The sequence below is a fragment of the Flectobacillus major DSM 103 genome (assembly GCF_000427405.1).
In the GTDB taxonomy this organism is placed as follows: Bacteria; Bacteroidota; Bacteroidia; order Cytophagales; family Spirosomataceae; genus Flectobacillus; species Flectobacillus major.
Map to the genome: position 1 here is coordinate 823,916 of NZ_KE386491.1, position 23,177 is coordinate 847,092.

10 protein-coding genes are annotated in these 23,177 nt (G+C 37.8%); 8 read left to right on the forward strand and 2 right to left on the reverse strand.

Annotated features, from left to right (window positions below; genetic code table 11):
• The first annotated feature begins 134 nt into the window (after nucleotides 1-134).
• Nucleotides 135-812, forward strand: coding sequence for a VIT1/CCC1 transporter family protein (locus tag FLEMA_RS0105315; protein ID WP_044170848.1), 678 nt, complete (start codon nucleotides 135-137; stop codon nucleotides 810-812).
• 100 nt (nucleotides 813-912) lie between these two features.
• On the opposite strand, the gene ggt is transcribed toward FLEMA_RS0105315, so the two are convergent.
• Nucleotides 913-2,715, reverse strand: a complete 1,803-nt coding sequence (gene ggt / locus FLEMA_RS0105320; protein WP_044170851.1) for a gamma-glutamyltransferase — start codon at nucleotides 2,713-2,715, stop codon at nucleotides 913-915.
• Nucleotides 2,716-2,961: 246 nt separating this feature from the next.
• Complete coding sequence (locus tag FLEMA_RS0105325; protein WP_144080045.1) at nucleotides 2,962-4,038, reverse strand: hypothetical protein; 1,077 nt, start codon at nucleotides 4,036-4,038, stop codon at nucleotides 2,962-2,964.
• A gap of 689 nt (nucleotides 4,039-4,727) precedes the next feature.
• Between FLEMA_RS0105325 and FLEMA_RS0105330 the strand changes: the two genes are divergently transcribed.
• The 7 genes from FLEMA_RS0105330 (at nucleotide 4,728) to FLEMA_RS0105360 (ending at nucleotide 23,049) form a co-directional block, all read left to right on the forward strand.
• Nucleotides 4,728-6,506 (forward strand): DEAD/DEAH box helicase, encoded by a 1,779-nt coding sequence (locus FLEMA_RS0105330; RefSeq protein ID WP_044174349.1) that lies wholly within the window; start codon nucleotides 4,728-4,730, stop codon nucleotides 6,504-6,506.
• A 701-nt stretch (nucleotides 6,507-7,207) separates the two neighbouring features.
• Nucleotides 7,208-10,321 (forward strand): SusC/RagA family TonB-linked outer membrane protein, encoded by a 3,114-nt coding sequence (locus tag FLEMA_RS0105335; RefSeq protein ID WP_026994571.1) that lies wholly within the window; start codon nucleotides 7,208-7,210, stop codon nucleotides 10,319-10,321.
• 18 nt (nucleotides 10,322-10,339) lie between these two features.
• The gene (locus FLEMA_RS0105340) at nucleotides 10,340-11,836 is read left to right on the forward strand and encodes a RagB/SusD family nutrient uptake outer membrane protein (protein WP_044170855.1); all 1,497 of its coding nucleotides are present in this window, start codon (nucleotides 10,340-10,342) and stop codon (nucleotides 11,834-11,836) included.
• An 832-nt stretch (nucleotides 11,837-12,668) separates the two neighbouring features.
• Nucleotides 12,669-15,833: a SusC/RagA family TonB-linked outer membrane protein gene (locus FLEMA_RS0105345; RefSeq protein WP_044170858.1), complete on the forward strand. Its 3,165-nt coding sequence runs from the start codon at nucleotides 12,669-12,671 to the stop codon at nucleotides 15,831-15,833.
• 27 nt (nucleotides 15,834-15,860) lie between these two features.
• Nucleotides 15,861-17,471, forward strand: a complete 1,611-nt coding sequence (locus FLEMA_RS0105350) for a RagB/SusD family nutrient uptake outer membrane protein (RefSeq protein WP_026994574.1) — start codon at nucleotides 15,861-15,863, stop codon at nucleotides 17,469-17,471.
• 868 nt (nucleotides 17,472-18,339) lie between these two features.
• Nucleotides 18,340-21,531: a SusC/RagA family TonB-linked outer membrane protein gene (locus tag FLEMA_RS0105355; RefSeq protein WP_026994575.1), complete on the forward strand. Its 3,192-nt coding sequence runs from the start codon at nucleotides 18,340-18,342 to the stop codon at nucleotides 21,529-21,531.
• A 27-nt stretch (nucleotides 21,532-21,558) separates the two neighbouring features.
• On the forward strand, nucleotides 21,559-23,049 hold the full coding sequence (locus FLEMA_RS0105360; RefSeq protein WP_026994576.1) for a RagB/SusD family nutrient uptake outer membrane protein: 1,491 nt from the start codon (nucleotides 21,559-21,561) through the stop codon (nucleotides 23,047-23,049).
• Nucleotides 23,050-23,177 lie beyond the last annotated feature (128 nt).

The window sequence follows — 23,177 nt, forward strand, 5'->3', positions numbered from 1 at the left end:
AAAGAAAATACTATGATAAAAAACAGTAAAGGTGGTATAAAGTGACTTTTTTATTAACTTACCAACGAAGGGTATTGTCCAATACCTCAGCTATGTTATTACTTAACTATCTTGAATTTATAGTAACATCAATTATGGAAGAACAACATCTTGAAAGCTCAGATTTTCTTAAAGATATCGTTATAGGTATGTCCGATGGGCTAACAGTTCCATTTGCTTTGGCGGCAGGACTTTCGGGGGCTGTCACACAAACCTCCATTATTACCACAGCAGGTATTGCCGAAATTGTAGCGGGTTCTATTGCTATGGGGTTGGGAGGATATTTGGCTGGCCAAACGGAGGTTGAGCATTACGAGTCAGAACTCAAGCGTGAGTTTGAAGAAGTAGAGCGTGTTCCAGAAAGAGAAAAAGAGGAAGTGCGTGAGGTATTTGCCGACTATGGTCTTGACTTAGCAACCCAAAATATTATTGTTGAGGCTTTGGCAAAAGACAAGAAAAAATGGGTTGATTTTATGATGAAATTTGAATTAGGCCTAGAAAAACCTGACATCAATAGGGCCAGAAACTCTGCTTTGACCATTGGGGTATCTTATATAGTAGGGGGGTGTATTCCGTTGTTGCCTTATTTCTTTGTCGAGAACTCTTTGGATGGCCTCAAGCTTTCGGCTATGATCACTTTGCTTGCTCTATTTATTTTTGGGTATTTTAAAAGCAAAGTTACAGGGCAAAATCCTGTAGGTGGGGCTTTAAAAGTAATGACAATCGGAACAGCCGCTGCTGCTGCTGCATTTTTTGTAGCCAAGCTATTTTAAATTAATTTGAAGCTATGATTTGCTCTTAGCAGATAAAAATGGGTTATCTGCTAAGAGAATGATGAGGTTATTTGTACAAAATAAGTAATTCAATATTCCTTTAATAGCCAATGGCGGTATCATCAGCTCTGACATCGGCACCGCCTTCGTATCTGCCATCGGGATGCAATAAAATACAGTCCATACGACCAATAGTATTTTTTTGAGACTCAATTTTGTAACCTTTCCCCAACAGTTTTTGTAAAGTTTGTGGTGAAAAGCCTCCTTCTTCAAACGTGATTTTGTCGGGCAACCATTGGTGGTGGAATCTAAGAGCATCTACAGCCTGTTGCATGCCCATTTTGTGTTCTACAACATTCAGAAATACCTGAAATACAGAAGTAATAATGGTTGAGCCACCTGGCGTACCTAATACCATAAAGAGTTTCCCATCTTTTTCTACAATCGTTGGAGTCATTGACGACAACATACGTTTGTTGGGAGCAATAGCATTGGCTTCGTTTCCGATTAATCCATAAGAGTTGGGATGTCCAGGTTTAATTGAAAAATCATCCATCTCATCATTCATCAAAAAACCTGCTCCGTCTACTACGACTTTGCTACCATACGAGTTGTTGAGCGTAGTCGTGATTGATACAGCATTACCATCTTTGTCGGCAAAAGAAGAGTGAGTAGTTTCCATGCTTTCATAGCCTGGAATAGTACCACCCGATACCTTTTTACTGTCGGTTGCTAAATCAAAAGAGAAGTCGCCCCAGCGTTGTGTTAGAAAATTTGAGCTGAGCAGTTCTTTTTGAGGTACTTTTACAAAATCAGGGTCACCTAGCCATTTGGCACGGTCGGCAAATACCCTACGTTCTGCCTCAATCATAACTTGGGTAGTAGAGTCGGTATGCCAGCCCCATTTAGTAAGTGGGTATTGTTCTACATACTTCAATAACTGCATCAAGGCAATACCACCCGACGATGGCGGAGGCATCGTAATTACTTTATATCCTTTATATTTCTCAACAATAGCCTCACGCCAAACCGCATGATAACTGTCTAAATCTTTTTGGGTAATAATACCGCCACCACGTTTCATTTCATTGATAAGTAGCTGGGCGGTTTCGCCTTCATAAAACCCCTTGCGACCTTCTTGTTGAATTCGTTTAAGGGTTTTTGCCAAATCTTTTTGAATCAGTAAATCGCCTTCTTTCCACTCGCTACCATCTTCCTTTAAAAAGTATTTTTTGGTAGGATTGTATTTTAGTAAATCATCTTTGATACGATTGAGCCCACGGGCTTCACGTGTGGTGAGTCGAACACCATTTTCGGCCAAATCAATGGCAGGCTGTAAAATCTGTTTCCATGATAATTTACCAAAGCGTTTATGAGCTTGTTCGAGGCCATCGACAGCTCCGGGTGTACCACTGGCCAAATGGCCGTACCAGCTTGGCTGTCCAGGTTTTACCTCACCTTTTTCGTCGAGATACATATCACGGCTTGCATGTTCGGGAGCTTTTTCACGGTAATCTAATGTATAGGCATTCCCTTTTTTGTCACGATACACAAGGAATCCGCCGCCGCCGATATTACCTGCTGCAGGGTGTACTACCGCCAATGCAAATTGTGTAGCAATAGCCGCATCAATAGCATTGCCACCTATTTTTAGTATTTCAACTCCTACTTTTGACGCATCGGGGTGTGTAGCGGCCACCATTCCATTCTGTGCAAAAACGGGTTCTTTTTTAGCAACAAATGGAGACGCATTGGGGTCGTCGGTCAGAAACTGATAAAAGCCGAGGTTTTCTTTGGGCTTGTTTGCTACCTGTTGTACCGAAGAACTTGGGGTGATTTTTTTGCATGAAGCCAAAAAGGCCAAAGAAATTGTGGAAAGGATAAGTATATTTTTTATACGCATAACTTGATGAAGGGGTTTGTGAAAAGTCATGGAAATGGGCAATTGCTGCCCCCTAGATACCTGAATTTTGTATGAAAACTTAAATTAAGAAAAAAAAAGGATTGAACCAAAGTATAAAAGTAGTACTAAAGCAAAGGAGGGGGGGATTTGGGGAGAAAGGCTTAGGCATATCAAAAAATAGGCTGCCTATTTCGTCCAATTTGGATAGAACAGGCAGCCCAAGTCAACATACAAAAATGATATTGCTTACAAGATTTTGTAAATATCGACCGAATCAATTTTATCTTTCAATTCCTTGATATTGATACTTGATTTAATAGCGGCATCTTTTTTCTTCTTTTTGGCAGAAAGGTCTTTGATTAGGTCATCATAAACCATCTGTGCCGATTTTTCGCCGATAGGTTCAATGATATTATTGCCCTTGGCAATATTGATAGCCTGCTTTACTTGGTCGAAATAACGTGTTTCTAGGTCAAAATAATTGTCGTGAATACCAATAAAACGATTACATAGCGATTGTAAATAGTCTAGGTTGTTATTTACATGCCTAATATCTAGCTCGGTTTGAAGCATTTCTCCAAGATTCACTTTACCGTCTTTGGTTGGGTATTTCTTTTCGATTTCCGAGATTTTTTTACGCATAAAATCAGGCGTAAACTCGCTCATCATAAAATTGAAATAATCATCGAGGTTTTCATCGTTCTTGATTTCACGAGGGTTGTATCCAATTTTGCTGGCATCCTTTTTGAATTTCTCTAAGACATCCAATTGTAATGCTTCTAACAATGTCACGGTTTGCGAACTAGAAGTTTGGTTCATTAAGTTGGCTTTGTCCAATGAATTATAAAACCCTGTATAGCGTTGAAGCTCTTTTTCAAACTCCTTGATTTTATCGAAGTTCACCTTTTTATCTTGTACACCAGCCGCATAAGCCACATTGACCGCTGCCGTAGAAAGGTTTACAGCCTGCGATGCGTACGGAATAAGACCAACAATAGGGCTATCTTTTAAGCTTTTGAGGACACTAACAAACCGTTCGTTTTTCTCTTTTTTATCGAAAATCGCTTTACTCTGAGCTGTTTTTAGGATAACCTCTTCAAACGAAAAGCCAAGAGGGCCTTTTTCAACACTACTTAATTTTTTGATATACCCCTGATAATCTTGGTTAATTACCTGCGATTTTAGGTCGATAATATCATCGCTAAGAATTTTATAAACTTCAGCACTTTTAACGAGGTTTGTTCTGATTTTTTCCCATTTTGTACGGTCAGTTAAAGATTGATTTTTGGAAATATCATTCAAAGAAATACTTTGAATTTCCAAACGCCCTTTAAGATTTTCATTTTCGTTTTGAAGTTTAAGGAGATTACCTTGGATATTAAGTAAAAGGGAATCTGAAATAATTTGAGATTGTACAGAAAATGAAATGCAAAGAGTGGTCAGTAGAGTGATTGAGAATGTTTTCATCATGAGATACTTCTTAATAATTGCAAATGTTGAAACAAAAACGCCTTAGAAAAAAAATAATTGTTAAAGGTCGTAAATCCTAAGAATTTTTTATCTTGTATTATAGAGTATTCTTTTTTTATTAAAAGGGCAACTTAGAAAAGTTATAATTAGGTAGGTGTTGATATGAAACGAATATGTATAAAATTACTTTGTAGTGCATCAAGCGAGAAAAAGTATTCTAAAAAAAATACAATTAAGTTTGGATACTGAAAAAAACATACTACCTTTGTGAAAGTATTACAAAAACATCCGCACGTCTCTGTGTTCGCTTCGTTGGCATGAAGCAATTTCCAATCTCAAACTGCTTGTCAGTTTAAATCGGTATCTCCAGAGCTTTAACGGATGTTTCGGGCATCATTAAAGCAAACTTTAACAAATCACAATCTTGTCATTTTGACCCAGGCCATATTCGGGAATACAAGCATTCATTTATGTCGGAATGCCCAGTTCTCATGATGCCTTGTAACAAGGCTAAGTCAATAGATGACATTTCGCAAAAAACGATGAGTCAATTATTAAGATTCGATGAACTTTCTCTTTCACAAGAGGTTCAACAAGCGGTAGCAGATATGGGTTTCGAGACAGCGTCTCCAATCCAATCTGAGGCAATTCCTTTCATCCTTGAAGGTCGTGATGTAATCGGCCAAGCACAAACAGGTACAGGTAAAACTGCAGCATTCGGTATTCCAATGATCGAAGGTGTTGTAGGTTTTGAAAAAGTTGTACAAGGTTTGATTCTTTGTCCAACGAGAGAGTTGGCTGTTCAAGTAACGGAAGAAATTAAAAAATTATCAAAACACAAAAAAGGTGTTTGGGTAACAACAGTATATGGTGGTGATTCTATCGACCGCCAAATTAAATCATTAAAAGCGGGTGCAAACATTGTTGTAGGTACGCCAGGTCGTGTAATTGATTTGATTGAACGTCGTGCCCTCAAATTAGAAAATGTGAAAATGGTAGTGTTGGATGAGGCAGACGAAATGTTGGATATGGGATTCCGTGAAGACATTGAAAGTATTTTGCAAGAAACTCCAGACGACCGTCAAACAATTTTCTTCTCGGCAACGATGTCTAAGCCTATTATGGCCTTGACAAGCCGTTACCAAAACGACCCTAAATTGGTGAAAGTAGTGAAAAACGAAATCACTAACGCCAATATCGAACAGTTATATTACGATGTGAAGGGTAGAGCCAAAATGGAAGTAATGACTCGTTTGATGGATTTTTATACAGTAAAATTATCGTTGGTATTCTGTAACCAGAAGAAAAAGGTAGATGAAGTTGTAGAAGAATTACAATTGCGTGGCTATGCAGCCGAAGGTTTACATGGCGATTTGCGTCAAGCTCAACGTACTAATGTAATGGCTAAATTCCGTTCGGGTGTTGTAAATGTATTGGTAGCAACTGACGTAGCCGCTCGTGGACTAGACGTTGACGACGTTGATGCTGTATTCAACTTTGATATTCCATTAGACGAAGAATATTATGTACACCGTATCGGTCGTACAGGTCGTGCAGGCAAATCGGGTAAAGCTTTCACTTTTGTAGTAGGAGCAGAACGCAACCGCTTGCGCGAAATTATGAACTATACCAAAGTAAAAATCGACAAAGGCGTAATTCCTACTTTCTCTGATGTAGTTGGTGTGAAAAAAGGTATGTTTATTGAACGTGTAAGAACTGCCATTGAAGGTGGTGACTTAGAATTGTTTAGCGACGTATTGGAAGGGTTGCATCATGCAGGTCATACTACCGAACAAGTAGTATCGGCTTTGGTAAAAATGAACATGGGTGTTACGAAAAGCGAATTTGCTGACGAAAACCTAAGTGGTGATTCTGACCGCCGTGAACGTGGCAACGACCGTTTTGGCCGTGGTGACCGTGATGGTGGACGCAGAGGTGAAGGTCGTTTTGATAGAGAACGTGGTAGAGGAGGAGATGACCGTCGCTCAAGTGGTCGTTTTGACAGAGATAGCAGAGGAGGACGTGAAGACCGTGGCCCTCGTACCGATAAAGCTGGAAAGCCTTACCGTAAAGATCCTAACATGGTGCGTATGTTTGTTAATATCGGATTCAACGAAAAAATCTCTCCTGCCAATATTGTAGGTGCTTTTGCTGGCGAATCTGGAATTCCAGGTAATGTATTAGGCCAAATTGATATTTTCGATAAATATTCGTTTGTAGATGTACCAAAAGAATTTGCTTCAACTGTACTTAATCGTATGGAAGGTGCATCTATCAAAGGTAAACGTGTGAATGTTGAAATTGCTAAACCAAGCAACTAATCAGGAGCATAATAAAACAAAAAAGCCTTATGGATAAAATCCATAAGGCTTTTTTGTTTTATTGCCTGTTGTCCAAGCTCAACCTTTCAGATTCCCTCTTGTTTTTCTAGCTTTATGGGGCCTTTCTCTAGGACATATTTATGTGTCTCAATTCTTACGGCGTAATATACTTTTAATGATAAAATATGGAGGAATGTATGTGTTATTTTATATTTATTTTTTGATATAAAATATAATAATAATGATTTTTTGTGATAATGGTCATGTTTTTAAAATATTGTGCGGCTCAAAAAAATATAGTTTTATTTTTATTTAGTAGGTGTTTCTGTTATTATTTGGTAAAAATAGGTAGTTATAGAATTTTAAATTGTATAAGTAGTATATGGTAAAATAATATTTTGTGATAAGTATTTATACTTATTTTATTTTTAACTAATTCTTCATGTAGTATATTAAAATAATAGACTATTTGAGTAAAAATAAGTGATAAATTGTAGCTTGATTTGATAAAACTAAAGTATTTTTTTAGACAAAATGAAGTATTAGTTGTATTTTTTTAATTATTTTCAATAAGTGTCACAAAAATTATTGTTAAAGCAATTGTTAATACATAAATTCATGACTTGATTAAAACAAATAAATCACAAATAGTCAGTTTTGGTCAAGTAAAAATCATCAACAAATTAACCCCCCTCTATTGCATGAAAAAGAGACTTCTACTTACCATGCTGTTAGTTTTTTCTGCGAGCATCATTTTTGCTCAAAGCAAAATAACAGGAAAAGTCACAATGGCTGAAAATGGTTCGGAATTGCCCGGAGTTAGTGTTTCAGTGAAAGGTTCAACCCGAGGAACTACTACAAATGGGAACGGTGTATTCACCATCAATGCTTCTGCTAACGAAACTTTGGTATTTACTTTTGTAGGTTTTAAATCTACTTCTGTAAAAGTAGGTAGCCGTAGTGTTATCGATGTTCAATTAGAATCAGATGTTTCTGAATTGAGCGAAGTTGTAGTTGTAGGTTATGGTACTCAAAGCAAGAAAGTTATTACAGGAGCGGTAACATCTGTTTCGGGTAAAGAAATTGCTTCACAGCCAGTACAATCATTTGATCAAGGCTTACAAGGTCGTGTTTCTGGGGTAAATATCACTACGCCAAACGGTGTATTGAATAACGCTCCAATTATTCGTGTACGTGGTACATCTTCTATCAACCAAAGTTCATCTCCATTGATTGTAATTGATGGAATGCCAATTAACTCTGGTGACGTATCTTCAGGTGGTTATACAGTAAACAACCCATTAGGCGATATTAACCCTTCCGATATTGAGTCTGTAGAGATTTTGAAAGATGCTTCGGCTACAGCTATCTATGGTTCAAGAGCTGCTGCAGGTGTAATGTTGATTACTACTAAAAAGGGTAAAGAGGGTAAAGCAAAGTTATCATACGATACTTGGGTAGGTACAACACAAACATTTAGAAAATTCAAAATGTTGGATGCACAACAATTTATGGATTTGAAAAACGAGGCTTCAAGAAATGCAGGTTTGGCTGACCAATTCTTCCCTTCGTACAATGCCGATGGTAGCTTAGTAAATACAAACTGGTATGATTATGTTTACCAAACGGGTGTTTCTCAAAGCCACAACTTGAGCTTGAATGGTGGAAATAAAGACACTAAATACTCGTTTTCGGTAGGATATACAGACCAAGAGGGTATGATTAAAAAGAACACTTTTAGTCGTATGACAGGTCGTATGAACGTTTCACACAGATTGAATGATTATATTTCTATTGGTTCAAACATTACTTATGCCAATAGCTTTAACCAGTCACCAAACACAGGTACAACAGGTGCTTTCTCAACAGGTGGTTTGGGTCGTTTGCCATTGGTATTAGCTCCAAATATTGCTCCTTACAATGCTGACGGTTCTTATAACATTAACAAAGCTGGTAACAACATGGGCTTAGGTAAAAACCTTGTAGGCCCTGGAGGGTATTATAACCCACTTCCAGATTTGGATTTGAGTAAATTTACTTCTGAAAATGCTCACTTAATCGCTAATGTATTTGCAGATGTAAGGTTGTTCAAAGGCTTGGTGTTCAGAACATCTTATGGTATGGACAATACTCAGGTAGAAGATATTGCATTCAGTAACCCTGTACATGGTGAAGGTGGTGGAAGTAATGGTGTAGCAACTAACTACTATACTAATATAAAACAATGGAACTGGCAGAACTATTTGACGTATGACTTCAATATTGAGAAAAGTAACTTTAGCGTAGTATTAGGTACTGAATCTCAGAAGTTCACAATCAACCGTTGGGGGGCTTCTCGTAACAACGTTTCTGACCCATTCTTTACAAGTTTCCAAGGAAGCTTTGTTAATAACGTAGCTGGTACTAGTAACTACCAAACACAAAATGGCTTGGTATCATATTTTGGTCGTGTAAACTACGATTTCGACAAGAAATATATTGCTTCATTCACTTTGCGTAGCGATGGTTATTCGGCTTATGCAGTTGGTAACAAATGGGGTACATTCCCTGGTGCATCATTAGGATGGCGTTTGTCGGAAGAATCTTTCTGGAAAGAGTCGGTTATTGCTAACACCGTAAACGAATTGAAATTGCGTACAAGCTGGGGCCGTGTAGGTAATACAGGTGTAAGTGATTTCGCTTCATTGAGTTTATTTGGTTCTGGTTTGTATGGTTCTTCTCCAACTTGGGCATTTACACAAGCTGGAAACCCTAACTTGAGATGGGAACAAAGTACTAAATTGGATATTGGTGTAAGCTACGGCTTGTTCAAAGACAGAATTACGGGTGAAATTAACTATTACAAAAACGATATTAATGACCTAGTATTGGCAGAGCCACAAGCTCCTTCTCGTGGTGTTCCAAACAACTCTATCAACACAAACGTTGGGTCAATGGTTAACAAAGGTTGGGAATTTACATTGAATGCTTTGGTATTAGAGAAAAAAGATTTCACTTGGAATGCTAACTTCAATATCTCTACTAACTCGAATGAAGTGTTAGCATTGGCAAACAACAACGCTGATATTATTGCATTTACGGGTGGTTTGGAAAGCTCAAACATCGTGCGTGTAGGTTATCCAGTAGGTAGTATTTTTGCTGTAGAAACAAGAGGTGTTAACCCTGCAAATGGACAACGCATTTTTGTGAATGTTAAAGGTGAAGAAGTACAATACTCTCACCCAGGAAAATGGACGTATGTAAAAGATGGCTCAACAGCTCCAGCTATTACAGGTTCTGACCGTGTAGTAATGGGTACAGCTACACCAACATTCTTTGGTGGTTTTGACAATACATTCAAATACAAAGCTTTTGACTTTGGCGTATTCTTGCAATTCTCAGGTGGCAACTATATCTATAATGGTACAAAAGCTGGTTTGCGTGACCAACGTGCTTGGAACAACCACACAGATATTATCAACCGCTGGCAAAAAGCAGGCGATGTAACAAACATCCCTCGTTTGGTATTTGGTGACAACATCTCTAATGGTTCATCAACACCAATTTCTGAAAACGTAGAAAAAGGTGATTTCCTTCGTATGCGTAACATTTCGTTAGGCTATACATTCAAAAAAGGTTTGTTGGAAAAAGCTAAAATCTCAAGTGCAAGATTGTATGCTCAAGTACAAAATGCCTTTATTATCACTGGATATACTGGTGCTGACCCTGAAATCTCAACAAACCGTGGTACTGCTTCAAACATTGCTCCTGGTGTTGACCGTAACTCTACGCCACAAGCGCGTACTTATACTGTGGGTCTTTCAGTTAATTTCTAATTTTAAATTGATTTTACGATGAAAAAATATATCAATGTAACTTTTAAAAATGTAGGAAAGACTATCAAAGTATCGGTGGCTTCCCTCATGATGCTGGCAGTAATGTCGGCCTGCGATGAGAAAAGTTTGTTAGAACCAACTCCAATTACGTCTTTGTCAGATTTGCAAGCGTTTTCTACTCCCGACCGTATTTTGGCTCAGGTGAATGGCTTGTATTCAAGTACAAAAAATGGACAGCTTTTCGGTGGTCGTTATTATGTTTATAACGATGTGCGTGGCGAGGAGTTTTTGAACGTAACCTCTAATGGTGTTACGGCTCTCCAAACTTGGAACCATACCAACAACTCGTCTTCAAACGAACCAACAAACATGTGGAATACAGCCTATTTGGCTATTAACCGTGCCAATTTGTTTATTGAAGGCTTAGACAAAAATCCTAATGTTATTGATGCCACTTTGGCTACACAATATAAGGCCGAAGCTAGATTCTTGAGAGCTTTGGTGTATTATTCTTTGGTAAATACTTATGCTCAGCCATATACTAAAGATAATGGAGCTAGCTTAGGCGTACCTTTGCGTTTGACTGGTGAGGTTGGTAGTGGTAACAACAACCTAAAAAGAAGTACTGTTGCAGAAGTTTATACACAAATCTTAGCAGATTTGAATTTTGCAGAACAAAACTTACCTGCATCTTATGCTTCGGCAGCTTTGAACACAACGCGTGCTCATAAAAACAGTGCGATAGCTTTGAAGGTTCGTATCAATTTGATTACAGGAAAATGGAATGATGTTGTGACTGAAGCTAACAAAATTGTTTCGGCAACTGCCCCTTTCAAAGCAAGTACTGGTGTTGCAAATGCTCTACAAGCTAACGTAGCTTCTGTTTTTGCTGCTCCTTATACCACTGTTGAGTCTATCTTTTCATTCCCAATGGGCGATAACGACTTACCTGGTACACAAAATGGTTTGGCTAGTTATTATTTGCCTTTGATTGGTATTGGCGACTTCTCTTTGAACCCAAGTGGCATTTTGGCTAGCTCGGCGTTTTCAGCTACAGATGCAAGACGTACCAACTTTGTTAGAAATGACTTTGCTAGTGACCAAGGACGTTTCCGTTTAACAAAATTCCCTACAGGACCAGTTCATAAAGATTTTGTACCTGTGCTTCGTTATGCTGAGGTTTTATTGAACCTTGCTGAAGCAAAAGCAAGATTGGCTGGTGCTAGTGTAGATGCCTCGGCTTTGGCCTTGTTAAATGCTGTTAGAAGTCGTTCATCATCAGCTTATACAGCAGCAGATTTTGCTACAGGTTCTGACTTGGTAAGTGCTATCTTGACCGAAAGAAGAATTGAATTCTTAGGTGAAGGCTTGCGTTCTATTGATTTGCAAAGAACAAATCAGCCACTTCCAGCTAAAGCGAATATTGCAGCTATTCCTGTAACATCGCCAGCTTATATTTGGCCGATTCCACAATCTGAAATCAACGTGAATAAGGATTGTGCACCAAATCCATAAGAACAAAACGTTAATATAACAATTGAGTATATAAAGAAGGTTGGCCTTGATTGGTCAACCTTCTTTTATTTTTTACCAATGGAATAACTTAAAAAAATCCTATTAATGTGTATATAGAAGATTTACTCAGGTTTGGCAAAAATAGGAATTGGGAGTAGGAATACTGGCTAATTGATTATTCATTGAAATAATATTTTGTGATAAGTATAAATACTCTATATGCCTTTTGTTGGGAGGTTTCGTAAAAGCGTTTTTAACCATAAAATACTCATATAAGAAATAGAAATTTCGACATGAATTATATTACTTATTGTGGGCTTTATTTGTATTTATCAAATTAAATACTGTACTTTACAATGAATTTGAGATGTATGTCACAAAAATAATTGTTAAAGCAATTGTTAATACATAATTTCATAACACAAAACTATAATAAGTAGCTATTAATCAAGATTTAGAATCAAGTAAAAACCATCATACAACTAAAACTTCTACCACATGAATTACAAAATTATACTTATACTTTTTTCCGTATTTTCTACCAAAGTGCATATTCATAAAGTACAATAACTAAGGAAAATGCACAGAACCCAATATTAGATTGTATATCTATTCTTGGCGTTTATCTCACTATTAATTACCCCCAATATCAGTAGTTTGATTTATCAAGGAATCCCGATTTTTGATAGGGTATTTCTTAACGGCCAATAATCCAAAGTAGGTCGATAGTCATACTAGAATAATCAATAAGAGCTTTGTTATAGCCAATCTTATTACCTGAAAGTGTATTTAAACCAGTATTTTAATAATAAACAAACTAAATAAATAGAACATGAACAAAAAGCTACTAATGAGTTTTGTTTTGGTGTTTTCGCTAGTATTTAGCTTATTCGCACAAGACAGAACTATTACAGGAAAAGTAACGGCTTCAGAAGATGGTTCACCACTTCCAGGGGTAAACGTTACTGTGAAAGGTACATCAAGAGGTACTACAACCAATGGCGATGGTACTTTCAAAATCAATGTTGGAACATCGGCCGCTTTAACTTTCTCTTTTGTTGGTTATAAAAAACAAGATGTACAAGTAGGTGGAAGAAGTGTTGTAAATGTAAGCTTGGTGTCGGATGTGTCTGACCTTGAGGAAGTTGTGGTGATTGGTTATGGTGTTCAGAAAAAATCAAAACTAACATCATCAATTACAAGTGTACAAGGTAAAGATATTGCTGGCTTGACAACACCAAGTTTTGACCAACAGTTGGCTGGTCGTGCTTCGGGGGTACAGGTTACAGTAGGTAGTGGTTTGATCGGACAAGCTCCTCGTATCCGTATTCGTGGTACAAACTCTATTACATCTGGTGGTTCGCCATTAATTGTAATTGATGGTGTGCCGTCTATCGACGGAAACCAAGCTGGTGCTAATGCTCCAACCAACCCATTGGCTGATATTAACCCAAATGATATTGAATCTTTAGAAATTTTGAAAGATGGTGCTGCTACAGCTATCTATGGTTCAAGAGCATCAAATGGCGTTATTTTGATTACTACCAAAAAAGGTAAAAAAGGACAGCCATTGAAAGTATCGCTTGATTTGCAATATGGTCTAACAAATCCTATTAACCGTTTTGATTTGTTGAATGCAAAAGAATTTGTAACAATTGCTAACGAAAAAATCAAGAATGCTAGTTCTTCAGCAGCTCCGCAGGCATTTGAAGACCCTAACGGTACAGATACCGACTGGCAAAAAGTAATCCTTCGTCAGGGTATTGCTCAATCGTACAATGTTAACTTCAATGGTGGTACTGACAAAACTAATTACTATTTCTCATTGGGTCATAGCCGTCAGGAAAGTGCCATTGCTACTAACGGACAGAAACGCTACAACTTTACTGCCAACTTAGACCATAACTTCAACAAGTTTGTTACTATTGGTACTAAAATGCAAATTACTCGTACCGAAAATACTGGTTTGAACTCTGGTACAAACGCATTGTCGGGTAACTTGACTAACGCTGCTCGTTTGTTTCCTAACGTACCAATTTATAGCACTACTCATCCAACGGGCTATAATATTTCACCAGACAATGCTGTTTTGGGTTCAGGTGTCAATACACGTAACATCGACAACAACTACACCAATATTCAGTTTGTATTAGACAACAACAAGTTTAAATCTCAAATTGGACGTGTATTGTCAACTTCGTATTTACAAATCAATCCATTCAGTGGCTTGTCATTGAAATCTACCATTGGTTTAGATTATACAGACGTACGTCGTTTTGAATCGCTAGACCCTCGTCATGGCGATGGCCGTGGTTCAAATGGTATTGTTACACAAGTATCAAGAAACGTAACTCGTTGGAACTGGCAAAATACAGCCAACTATTTGAAAGATTTTGGCAAGCATTCATTCAATGTTACTTTGGGGGTTGAATACCAACAGCAAAAGATTTCTTCTTTTACAGCTAACCCAAGTAACTTCTCAGACCGTTTCTTCCAAGGTGAAAACATTATTTCGGGAAGTTATTCTACTCAAGCCGTATTTGGTGGAGCAGAATCGTCAGGCTTTGATTCATATTTTGGCCGTATTCAGTATGACTATGCTAACAAATATTTCTTGACTTTCTCGGCTCGTAACGATGGTATTTCGGCTTTACCAAGTGCTAGCCGTAGAGGTAATTTCTTTGGTGGTTCGTTAGCATACAAAATCTCGGAAGAAGAATTCTACAAAAACTCAGCGATTGCTTCGGTTATCAATGACTTGAAAGTACGTGGTAGTTATGCACAAGTAGGTAACGTAGATATTGGTGCATTCCCTTACTTAGGTTTGTTTGGTGCAGCACAATATGCTTCTCAGAATGGTGTAGGTTTTACACAAGCGGGTAACTCAGGCTTGAAATGGGAGTCTAGTTCTCAATTCAACGTTGGTATTGATTGGGGTTTGTTAGACAACCGAATCATTTTATCAACGGAGTATTACAATAACGATGTAAGTGATTTGATTTTGGCAGCACCAACAGCTCCTTCTTTGGGTGTACCTAATAACTCTATCTCTAAAAACGTAGGAGCATTGTACAACAGAGGTCTTGAATTTAGTGTAGACATTCAGGCTATCAAAAAACAGGATTTTAGCTGGAATGTTAACTTGAACTACTCTACTTCAAAAAACCAAGTTACAGCTCTAAACAAAGGTATTGACGGTAAAGACCAACCTATTTATCCTTCGGGCAACTACCATATTATTAGAGTAGGAGATGCTGTTGCGTCGTTGTACGGTTATGTATCGGCTGGTGTAAACCCTGCTAATGGTAATCCTTTGTTTGTAAAAGGAGATGGCCGTATTGTACAAAGAAGTGTAAACGGTGGTAACTATTCTTTCTATGACCCAGCTAACCCTGCAGTAACTACTAATACGTCTGGAGCAACTTTGTTAGCGGCCGATGTTGCTGATGGTGGCGATAGAAGAGTATTGGGTAATACCAACCCTACTTGGTTTGGTGGTATTTCAAACTCGTTCAAGTGGAAAGGTTTTGATTTAGATATTTTCTGCCGTTTCTCAGGAGGTAACAAAATTATGAACGTAACACGCCAAGAAACATTGTTGAACCAAGACTTTAATAACAATGGTCGTGAAATCTTGAATCGTTGGACAACAGAAGGACAAATTACAGATGTTCCTAAAGTGGTACTTAACAACGGTAATATTATCAACCTTACGGGTAACTCAGTATCTCGTTTTGTTGAGAATGGCGATTTCTTCCGTATTCAAAACATTGTGTTGGGTTATAATTTACCTAAAACATTGTTATCTAAAGCGGATATTGGTATCAATTCTCTTCGTGTGTATGCACAAGTTCAGAACGCTTTTACTTTCACTGGTTACAAAGGTTTAGATCCTGAATTGAATGCAAACGGTAACGTTAACCAAACTTTCGGTTTAGATTTTAATACAAACCCTCAGTTTAGAGTATTGACATTTGGTTTAAATGTAGGTTTTTAATATCAGCAAACAGAAATAGAAATAGTCATGAAAATATTTAATTATAAAAGAACCCTTGCCTTTGGTGCTATGTTGGCATTACTAACGGCATGTGAGGTAACGGATCTTCAGCCAGCCGATGCCCTTTCTGAATCTACGGCTTTCCAAACTCCTGAAAGAATCGAATTGGCTGTAGCTGGTGTGTACGATGGTGCACAGTCTGGTTTCTATGCCTCAGGACAAGTTCGTGGGTATCCTTTTGGAGCAGCTCACTTACAACAAGGCGATGCTCGTGGCGAGGATATGGTCAGTGTAGCTGCATTTTATGCTGTTACTTACGATGCTACTTACGATGCTACATCATTTAACAACGGATATTTTTGGCAGACAATCTATGCTATGGTAAACCGTGCCAATGTTGTAATTGATGGTATTAAGAAAGCTCCTGTAGGTGGTTCATTGACTCAAGAAGCTAAAAATGCTTATGAAGGTGAAATGCGTTTCTTGAGAGCTTTAGGCCACTTTTATTTGTTGGTGAACTTCTCAAGACCTTACGGTGATAACCCTACGACTGCCAATGGTGGTGTGCCATATCGTGACCAACCTGTAGGAACAAGTACAGGTATTACTGTTGACGAAGCAAGTAAAGTTGGACGTGGTACAGTAGCCGAAGGTTATGAAAAAATCTTAGCAGATTTGGATTTTGCAGAAGCTAACCTTCCTGTAACTCGTACTTCAGGAAAACAAATCACTCGTGCAACAAAAGGTGCTGCTATTGCCTTGAAAACAAGAATCAGATTGCACCAAAACAACTGGGCTAAGGTAATTGAAGAAGCTAATAAGCTTATTCCTACTTCGGGTACACCTGTAAGTTCTATCGGTGGTTATACTTTAACGGCTACTCCAATGGGAGCGTTTGGTGCAGCTAATAAAAGCAATACAGAGTCTATTTTCTCTATAGAAAACAACGACGTTGATAATGCTGGTGTTAACGGTGCTGCTCCTGCAATGTATATTGCATCGATTGCTGGCGGTCGTGGTATTTTGGGTATTAGTCCACTTATCTGGAATCAGCCTTTTTTCCCAGCTAATGACTACAGAAAGTCGGCTGACATGGTTTTGCAAGACGGAGCTAGCTCGCCAGGTCGTGGAGCGTATTTCTCGAAAAAATATGCAGATGCCGTAAACCGTACCGACAACGCACCAATTATTCGTTATGCCGAAGTATTATTGAACGCCGCCGAAGCGATTGCTCGTAGCTCGAATAGTGTAGACCCAAGAGCTTTGGCATTGTTGAATGCTGTTCGTAACAGAGCTGTACCTGAAGGAAGCGGCCGTTATACTGCCGCAAGCTTTGCTAATGGTCAAGAATTAACTCGTGCTATTTTGAACGAGCGTAGAATTGAGTTTTTAGCGGAAGGTATGCGTTGGTTAGATATTCACCGCTTAGGACCAGACCCTGTGTTTACAACAGGTGGTATTCCTGCAAAAGCGAGCCGTACGCTTACTTTTACCAATTTGTATACTAACAACTCTTCTACAACATTTGCTATGTTAGCGGCAATTCCATACTCGAATTTCAAATTCCTATGGCCACTTCCAGTAGAAGAAATCAATAACAACCCAACATTGAAAAATCAGCAAAACCCTGGTTGGTAAGCCCTTTTTTGATATAGGTATAATTAATACTAAGCGGTATCGAATAACTTCGATACCGCTTTTTTATTGGGTAAGATAACGATACGATTTTTCTAAGATAGCTGTTAATGCTTATTTCTTGAAACTTAGAATAGTTCTATTTTATGTATTTCTTAAAATATGCCTATTTGGCAAAAAAAGCTATTGCTAGAATTAGCTTTTGTCATAATAATATATGTTGAAATATTATTTGGCAGATAAGTAAAAATACTCTATTTGTAGGTCTTGAGGCTACACTTCTACAATAATTCAGAAGTGAACGAGATCTGTTTTTTGCTTGAAATAGTTATATAAATTAACCTAAATTTGATTATATAATATAAATAAAAGTACTTTTTGTTGTATTATTGGTTAATATTCATGAATGTTTTTTGAAAAAAATTGCATCATTGGTTGTTAGTGTATAATTTCAAGTCATCATTAAAAAATAACACTTCATTAATAAACACATAAAATTAAGTAGAAACTATTGGTTGCTACTGTCTGAAATGCTATGGAAAATATATTTACTACAACCCCACCACCAGTCTTCATTAGTACCATACATATTTGTAAAGTACAAATAATACAAAATTGTCATTAGGCACAAATAACATTTCTCAGAATTAATTCTCAGGGTTTTGTCTGTATTCATCATTGTTACAAATGATGACATAATACTGTTGTTTTATCTTTTTTGTACCGTTAATAATTTCTACATCAAATAGTTACAAAGCATACAACAAGTAGCGTAATTATCCCTTCAATTTATCTAGTTTCTATTCATCCCGAATAGAACAAAGTATTGCAAAGAGTATTTTCTAACAAACTAAATAAATCTAATACAAACATGAACAAAAAGCTACTAATGAGTTTTGTTTTGGTGTTGTCGCTAGTATTTAGCGTATTTGCACAAGACAAAACGGTTACAGGAAAGGTCACTTCTTCTGAGGATGGTGCTTCACTTCCGGGGGTAAGTATTTTAGTAAAAGGAACAAGTAGAGGTACAGTTACCGACAAAGACGGTAAATTTTCTATTGCTGTAAATGGGGGAGCTGCTACTCTTGTAATTACTTCGGTAGGTTTTATGAAAACTGAAGTACCTGTTAATGGCAAAAGTGTAATCAATATTGCTTTGGCTCAAGACGCACAGATGCTGAACGAAGTAATGATTGTAGGTTACGGAACAGTAAATAAATCAACGCACGTAGGTTCTTCGGCACAAATTAAATCGGCCGATATTGAAAAACGCCCTATTTCAAACGTAATGAGCTCGTTAGTAGGTTCTGCTCCGGGTGTTCAAGCTACATTGGCGGGTGGTGCTCCAGGTTCTGAGCCTGAAATTCGTGTAAGAGGTTTTGGATCTATTACAGGTTCAAACTCGGCTTTGTATGTGGTAGATGGTGTACCATTTAACTCATCGACTTCTACATTGAACCCTGAAGATATCGAATCTATTTCGGTATTGAAAGACGCTTCAACAACAGCCATTTATGGGTCAAGAGGTGCCAATGGTGTAATCATGATTACAACCAAAAAAGGAAAAGAAGGCCGTAATGGCTTTAGCGTTAGTGCTTCGGCAGGTGTTATTTCAAGAGGTTTGCCAGAATATGAAACCGTAACAGCTCAGCAGTATTATCCTTTGATGTGGGAAGTATATCGCAATAGTTTGGCGTATGGTTCATTGAAAGTACCTTTGGCCGATGCAAGTAGCATTGCGTCTGGGCTTACGACTAGTTATGGTGGACGATCTTACACAGGTATTGCTGATTTGTTGGGCTATAATCCCTTTAATGTTGCTAAAAATCAGGTTGTTGATGTAAACGGTGTACTCAATCCAAATGCTAAATTGTTGTATCCTGAAGATTTGAATTGGGCTGATGCAGTACAACGTGGAGGAAAAAGTAGAAGAAACTATACGATTTCTTATGATGGTGGTACTTCTAAATCTGACTATTTTGTATCGTTGGGTTATACCAAAGAAGAAGGGTATTTGTTGAAGTCTGATTTTGAGCGTATTACAGGTCGTATGAGCGTAAATACACAGGCTACAAAATGGTTGAAAACAGGTTTGAATATGAGTGGTACTTATAGCCGTTCTAATGTAGACGCTGGTTCTGATGGTGGTACTTCGTTTATCAACCCATTCTATATTTCTCGTTTTATGGCTCCGATTTACCCAGTTTATAAGCACAATGCTACAACAGGAGAATATATCTTAGATGCCAATGGTAACAAAGTGTACGATATGGGCGATACTAGACCAAACGCTAGTGGCCGTCATACTATTTGGGAAAACGAATTGAATGACCGTAAGCAAATTCGTGGTGTATTGGGTGCTCGTACTTATGCAACTATTACTATTTTGCCAAGCTTGAAAGCTACAACCAACTTGAGCTTTGATTTACAAGATACTCATTACCGTACTTACGATAACCCGATTCTTGGTGATGGTGCTCCTGCTGGACGTGCCAACCACTATTTGTATCGTACAACAAGCTCAACTTGGAACCAATTATTAGAATATGATAAAACATTTGGCAAACACCACCTTAATGTATTAGGAGGTCATGAAAACTATTCATACAAATACAACTACCTAACTGGTGGTCGCTCGGGTATTATTGTTGATGGTATTACTGAATTGCAAAATTTTGCAACAGTATTAAATGTATCATCGTATGAAGATAACTATACTGTAGAAAGTTTCTTTAGCCGTGCCAGCTACGATTTCGATAAAAAATATATTTTGAATGCTTCTCTAAGAAGAGACGGTAACTCTCGTTTTGCTCCAGGTGTTCGTTGGGCTAATTTCTGGTCGTTAGGTGGTGCTTATAATATCGAGAAAGAAGATTTCTTCAATGTACCAGCTATTGACTTACTGAAACTAAGAACTTCTTATGGTGTTGTGGGTAGCGATGGTATTCAAACAAGTAGTGGTGCTTCTAACTACTATCCATACCAAGCATTATATACACTAGGAAGAAACAACAATGCTGAGCCAGGTTTTACTCAATCTACTATTGCTAACGAAGGGCTTACTTGGGAAACAGCCAACAACTTCGACATTGGTATTGATTTTAGCTTATTCAAAGGTAAACTTTCAGGTAGTTTGGAATACTTCAATCGTGAAACTTCTGGTTTGATTTTCAACGTTCCGTTGGCATTGTCAAATGGTGGTACTACCGCAGGTGGATTTACGGTTTACAAAAACATTGGTAACCTTTACAACAGAGGGGTTGAATTACAATTGACAGGTGATATCGTAAGAAAAGGTAATTTTGCTTATACAGCCACTTTGAACTTGACATCGTTCAAAAACCAAATTACTAAAATGCCAGATAATCAGGCATTGATCCAAAATGGTACAAAAGGTTATAGTGTAGGTCATTCTATCTATGATTTTTATATGCGTGAATTCTACGGTGTAGACAAAGAAACGGGTAACGCTCTTTACAGAACAAATACTTTAACTACTAATGCCAAAGTAATTGGTTCAGATACTTTGACCTCTATTATCTCTGAAGCCAACTACCGTTATACTGGTTATTCTTCTATTCCAGATTTCTACGGTTCAATGAATCATAATTTATCGTACAAAAACTTCTCATTGGGTGTTCAATTTACTTTCCAAGTAGGTGGTAAAGTATATGATGGAGCTTATGCTTCATTGATGCACGGTGGTACTTATGGTACAGCAATGCACGTAGATGCCTTTAACCGTTGGCAAGCACCAGGTGATGTTACTTCTGTACCTCGTTTTGACAATGGTAACATTGTTAACCAAACAGGAGCAAGTACTCGCTACTTAACAAACGCATCTTATTTACAATTAAATAATGTTACGCTAAATTATAAGTTACCATCAGCATTAGCTGTAGCCATTGGGGCAAAAGATGCTAGTATTTATTTTGCTGGTGAAAACTTAGCTCTTTTATCTGCTAGAAAAGGTATGAACGTATCGGGTTCATTCAATGGTACTGTAGATAATACTTATAACTTCAACAGAGTATTGTCGATTGGAGCAAAAGTTAAATTTTAATTTGGTAAAGATTCAAATTCAAAAAAGATGAAAAATATTATTAAAAAAGGAATATTCGGACTTTTGGCAGTGGTGTCGCTATCTGCCTGCGAAGCGGATTATCTTGAAACAGCACCAACCAACCAAGTGGCTACGGTAGATGCTTTCAGAACAACCAAAAATGCTTGGGCTGCATTGAATGGTATCCACAGATTGATGTATTCTCAGATTTTTTCTGTTCAGGCTCAAGGTGGTCAATCAGGAAATATGTTATATACCGATATTCTGGGCGAAGACCTCGTGTTTCCTAACGTATCAAATTCATGGCTACGTTCAGAGTACCAGTGGATAACTCATAGAAACCCAACCAGTTCTATTTGTTTTTATAGCTATACATATTATTATGTGATTATTAGTAACGCCAACATGGTTATTGCTAATATCGACAAAGCAGAAGGGCCAGATGCCGACAAGAAAGCTATCAAAGCTGAAGCCTTGACATACAGAGCTTGGGCGTATTTCCAAATGGTACAATTGTTTGGCGAAAGATTTGTCGCAGGTGCTGCAAACAGTTCATTGGGTGTACCATTGGTACTTGAGCCAGGAACTACCGCTCGTGCTCGTAATACTGTAGCAGAGGTATATACACAAGTAAATACCGACTTGAACGATGCTATTTCATTGTTTACTGGATATACTCGCTTAGATAAGTCTCACTTTGACATTAGTGTTGCTAAAGGTATCAAGGCTCGTGTAGCTTTAACACAACAAGATTATGCAACGGCTGCCCAGATGGCCAAAGAAGCAAGGGCTTCATTTAGCTTGATGGCCAACGAAGATTACTTGACAGGATTCAATAATTATAGTAACAAAGAATGGATGTGGGCCTCACGTATTGTAGCAGACCAAACCAACTATTTCTATTCATTCTTTGCTTATATGTCTATCAACTACAACTCAACAGCGATTCGTTCAACGCCAAAAGTAATGTTCTCGGTATTGTACGATAAAATATCTAATACAGATATTCGTAAAAAGCTTTGGGACCCAACAGGAACAAACACTACCGATTTTCCTTTGCCAGCATCAACGTTCCAACGTTACAAATACCTCTCAAAGAAATTCAAAGTAGCTGATGCTTCATTGAGTATAGGAGATGTTCCTTATATGAGAGCAGCCGAGATGTATTTGATTGAGGCAGAAGCTTTGGCACGTCAAGGAAACAATGCCGCCGCCGCAGATGTATTGTACACATTGGCAGTAAACCGTGATTCAAAATATACCAAATCTACTAATACAGGTGCTGCTTTGATTGAAGAAATCATGACACAACGCCGAATCGAGCTTTGGGGTGAAGGTTTCCGCTTTTATGACTTGAAAAGAACAAACAGCCCATTAAATCGTAATGGAGGAAACCACAACGCATCGTATGTAAATGGTGTATTTGATGTTCCTGCAAATGATATCAGATGGCAGTTTTTGATTCCTCAAGATGAGATTAACAACTCAAATGGTTTAGTGAAACAAAACCCTCAATAACTTAGTATAAGTAAAAGATAAAGCTTTTTATATTTGAAAAAAGCCTATCTTCATTGAAAAGTCGGTATCGAATATTTCGATACCGACTTTTTGTTTGATACCAGCAATGATATTGTCTAGGTCTATCC

What these genes read in the sequence shown, in the direction of transcription:
- ggt (WP_044170851.1), bottom strand. Translation starts at nt 2,715, where the DNA reads ATGCGTATAAAAAATATACTTATCCTTTCCACAATTTCTTTGGCCTTT.
- FLEMA_RS0105350 (WP_026994574.1), top strand. Translation starts at nt 15,861, where the DNA reads ATGAAAATATTTAATTATAAAAGAACCCTTGCCTTTGGTGCTATGTTG.
- FLEMA_RS0105340 (WP_044170855.1), top strand. Translation starts at nt 10,340, where the DNA reads ATGAAAAAATATATCAATGTAACTTTTAAAAATGTAGGAAAGACTATC.
- FLEMA_RS0105335 (WP_026994571.1), top strand. Translation starts at nt 7,208, where the DNA reads ATGAAAAAGAGACTTCTACTTACCATGCTGTTAGTTTTTTCTGCGAGC.
- FLEMA_RS0105315 (WP_044170848.1), top strand. Translation starts at nt 135, where the DNA reads ATGGAAGAACAACATCTTGAAAGCTCAGATTTTCTTAAAGATATCGTT.
- FLEMA_RS0105345 (WP_044170858.1), top strand. Translation starts at nt 12,669, where the DNA reads ATGAACAAAAAGCTACTAATGAGTTTTGTTTTGGTGTTTTCGCTAGTA.
- FLEMA_RS0105360 (WP_026994576.1), top strand. Translation starts at nt 21,559, where the DNA reads ATGAAAAATATTATTAAAAAAGGAATATTCGGACTTTTGGCAGTGGTG.
- FLEMA_RS0105355 (WP_026994575.1), top strand. Translation starts at nt 18,340, where the DNA reads ATGAACAAAAAGCTACTAATGAGTTTTGTTTTGGTGTTGTCGCTAGTA.
- FLEMA_RS0105330 (WP_044174349.1), top strand. Translation starts at nt 4,728, where the DNA reads ATGAGTCAATTATTAAGATTCGATGAACTTTCTCTTTCACAAGAGGTT.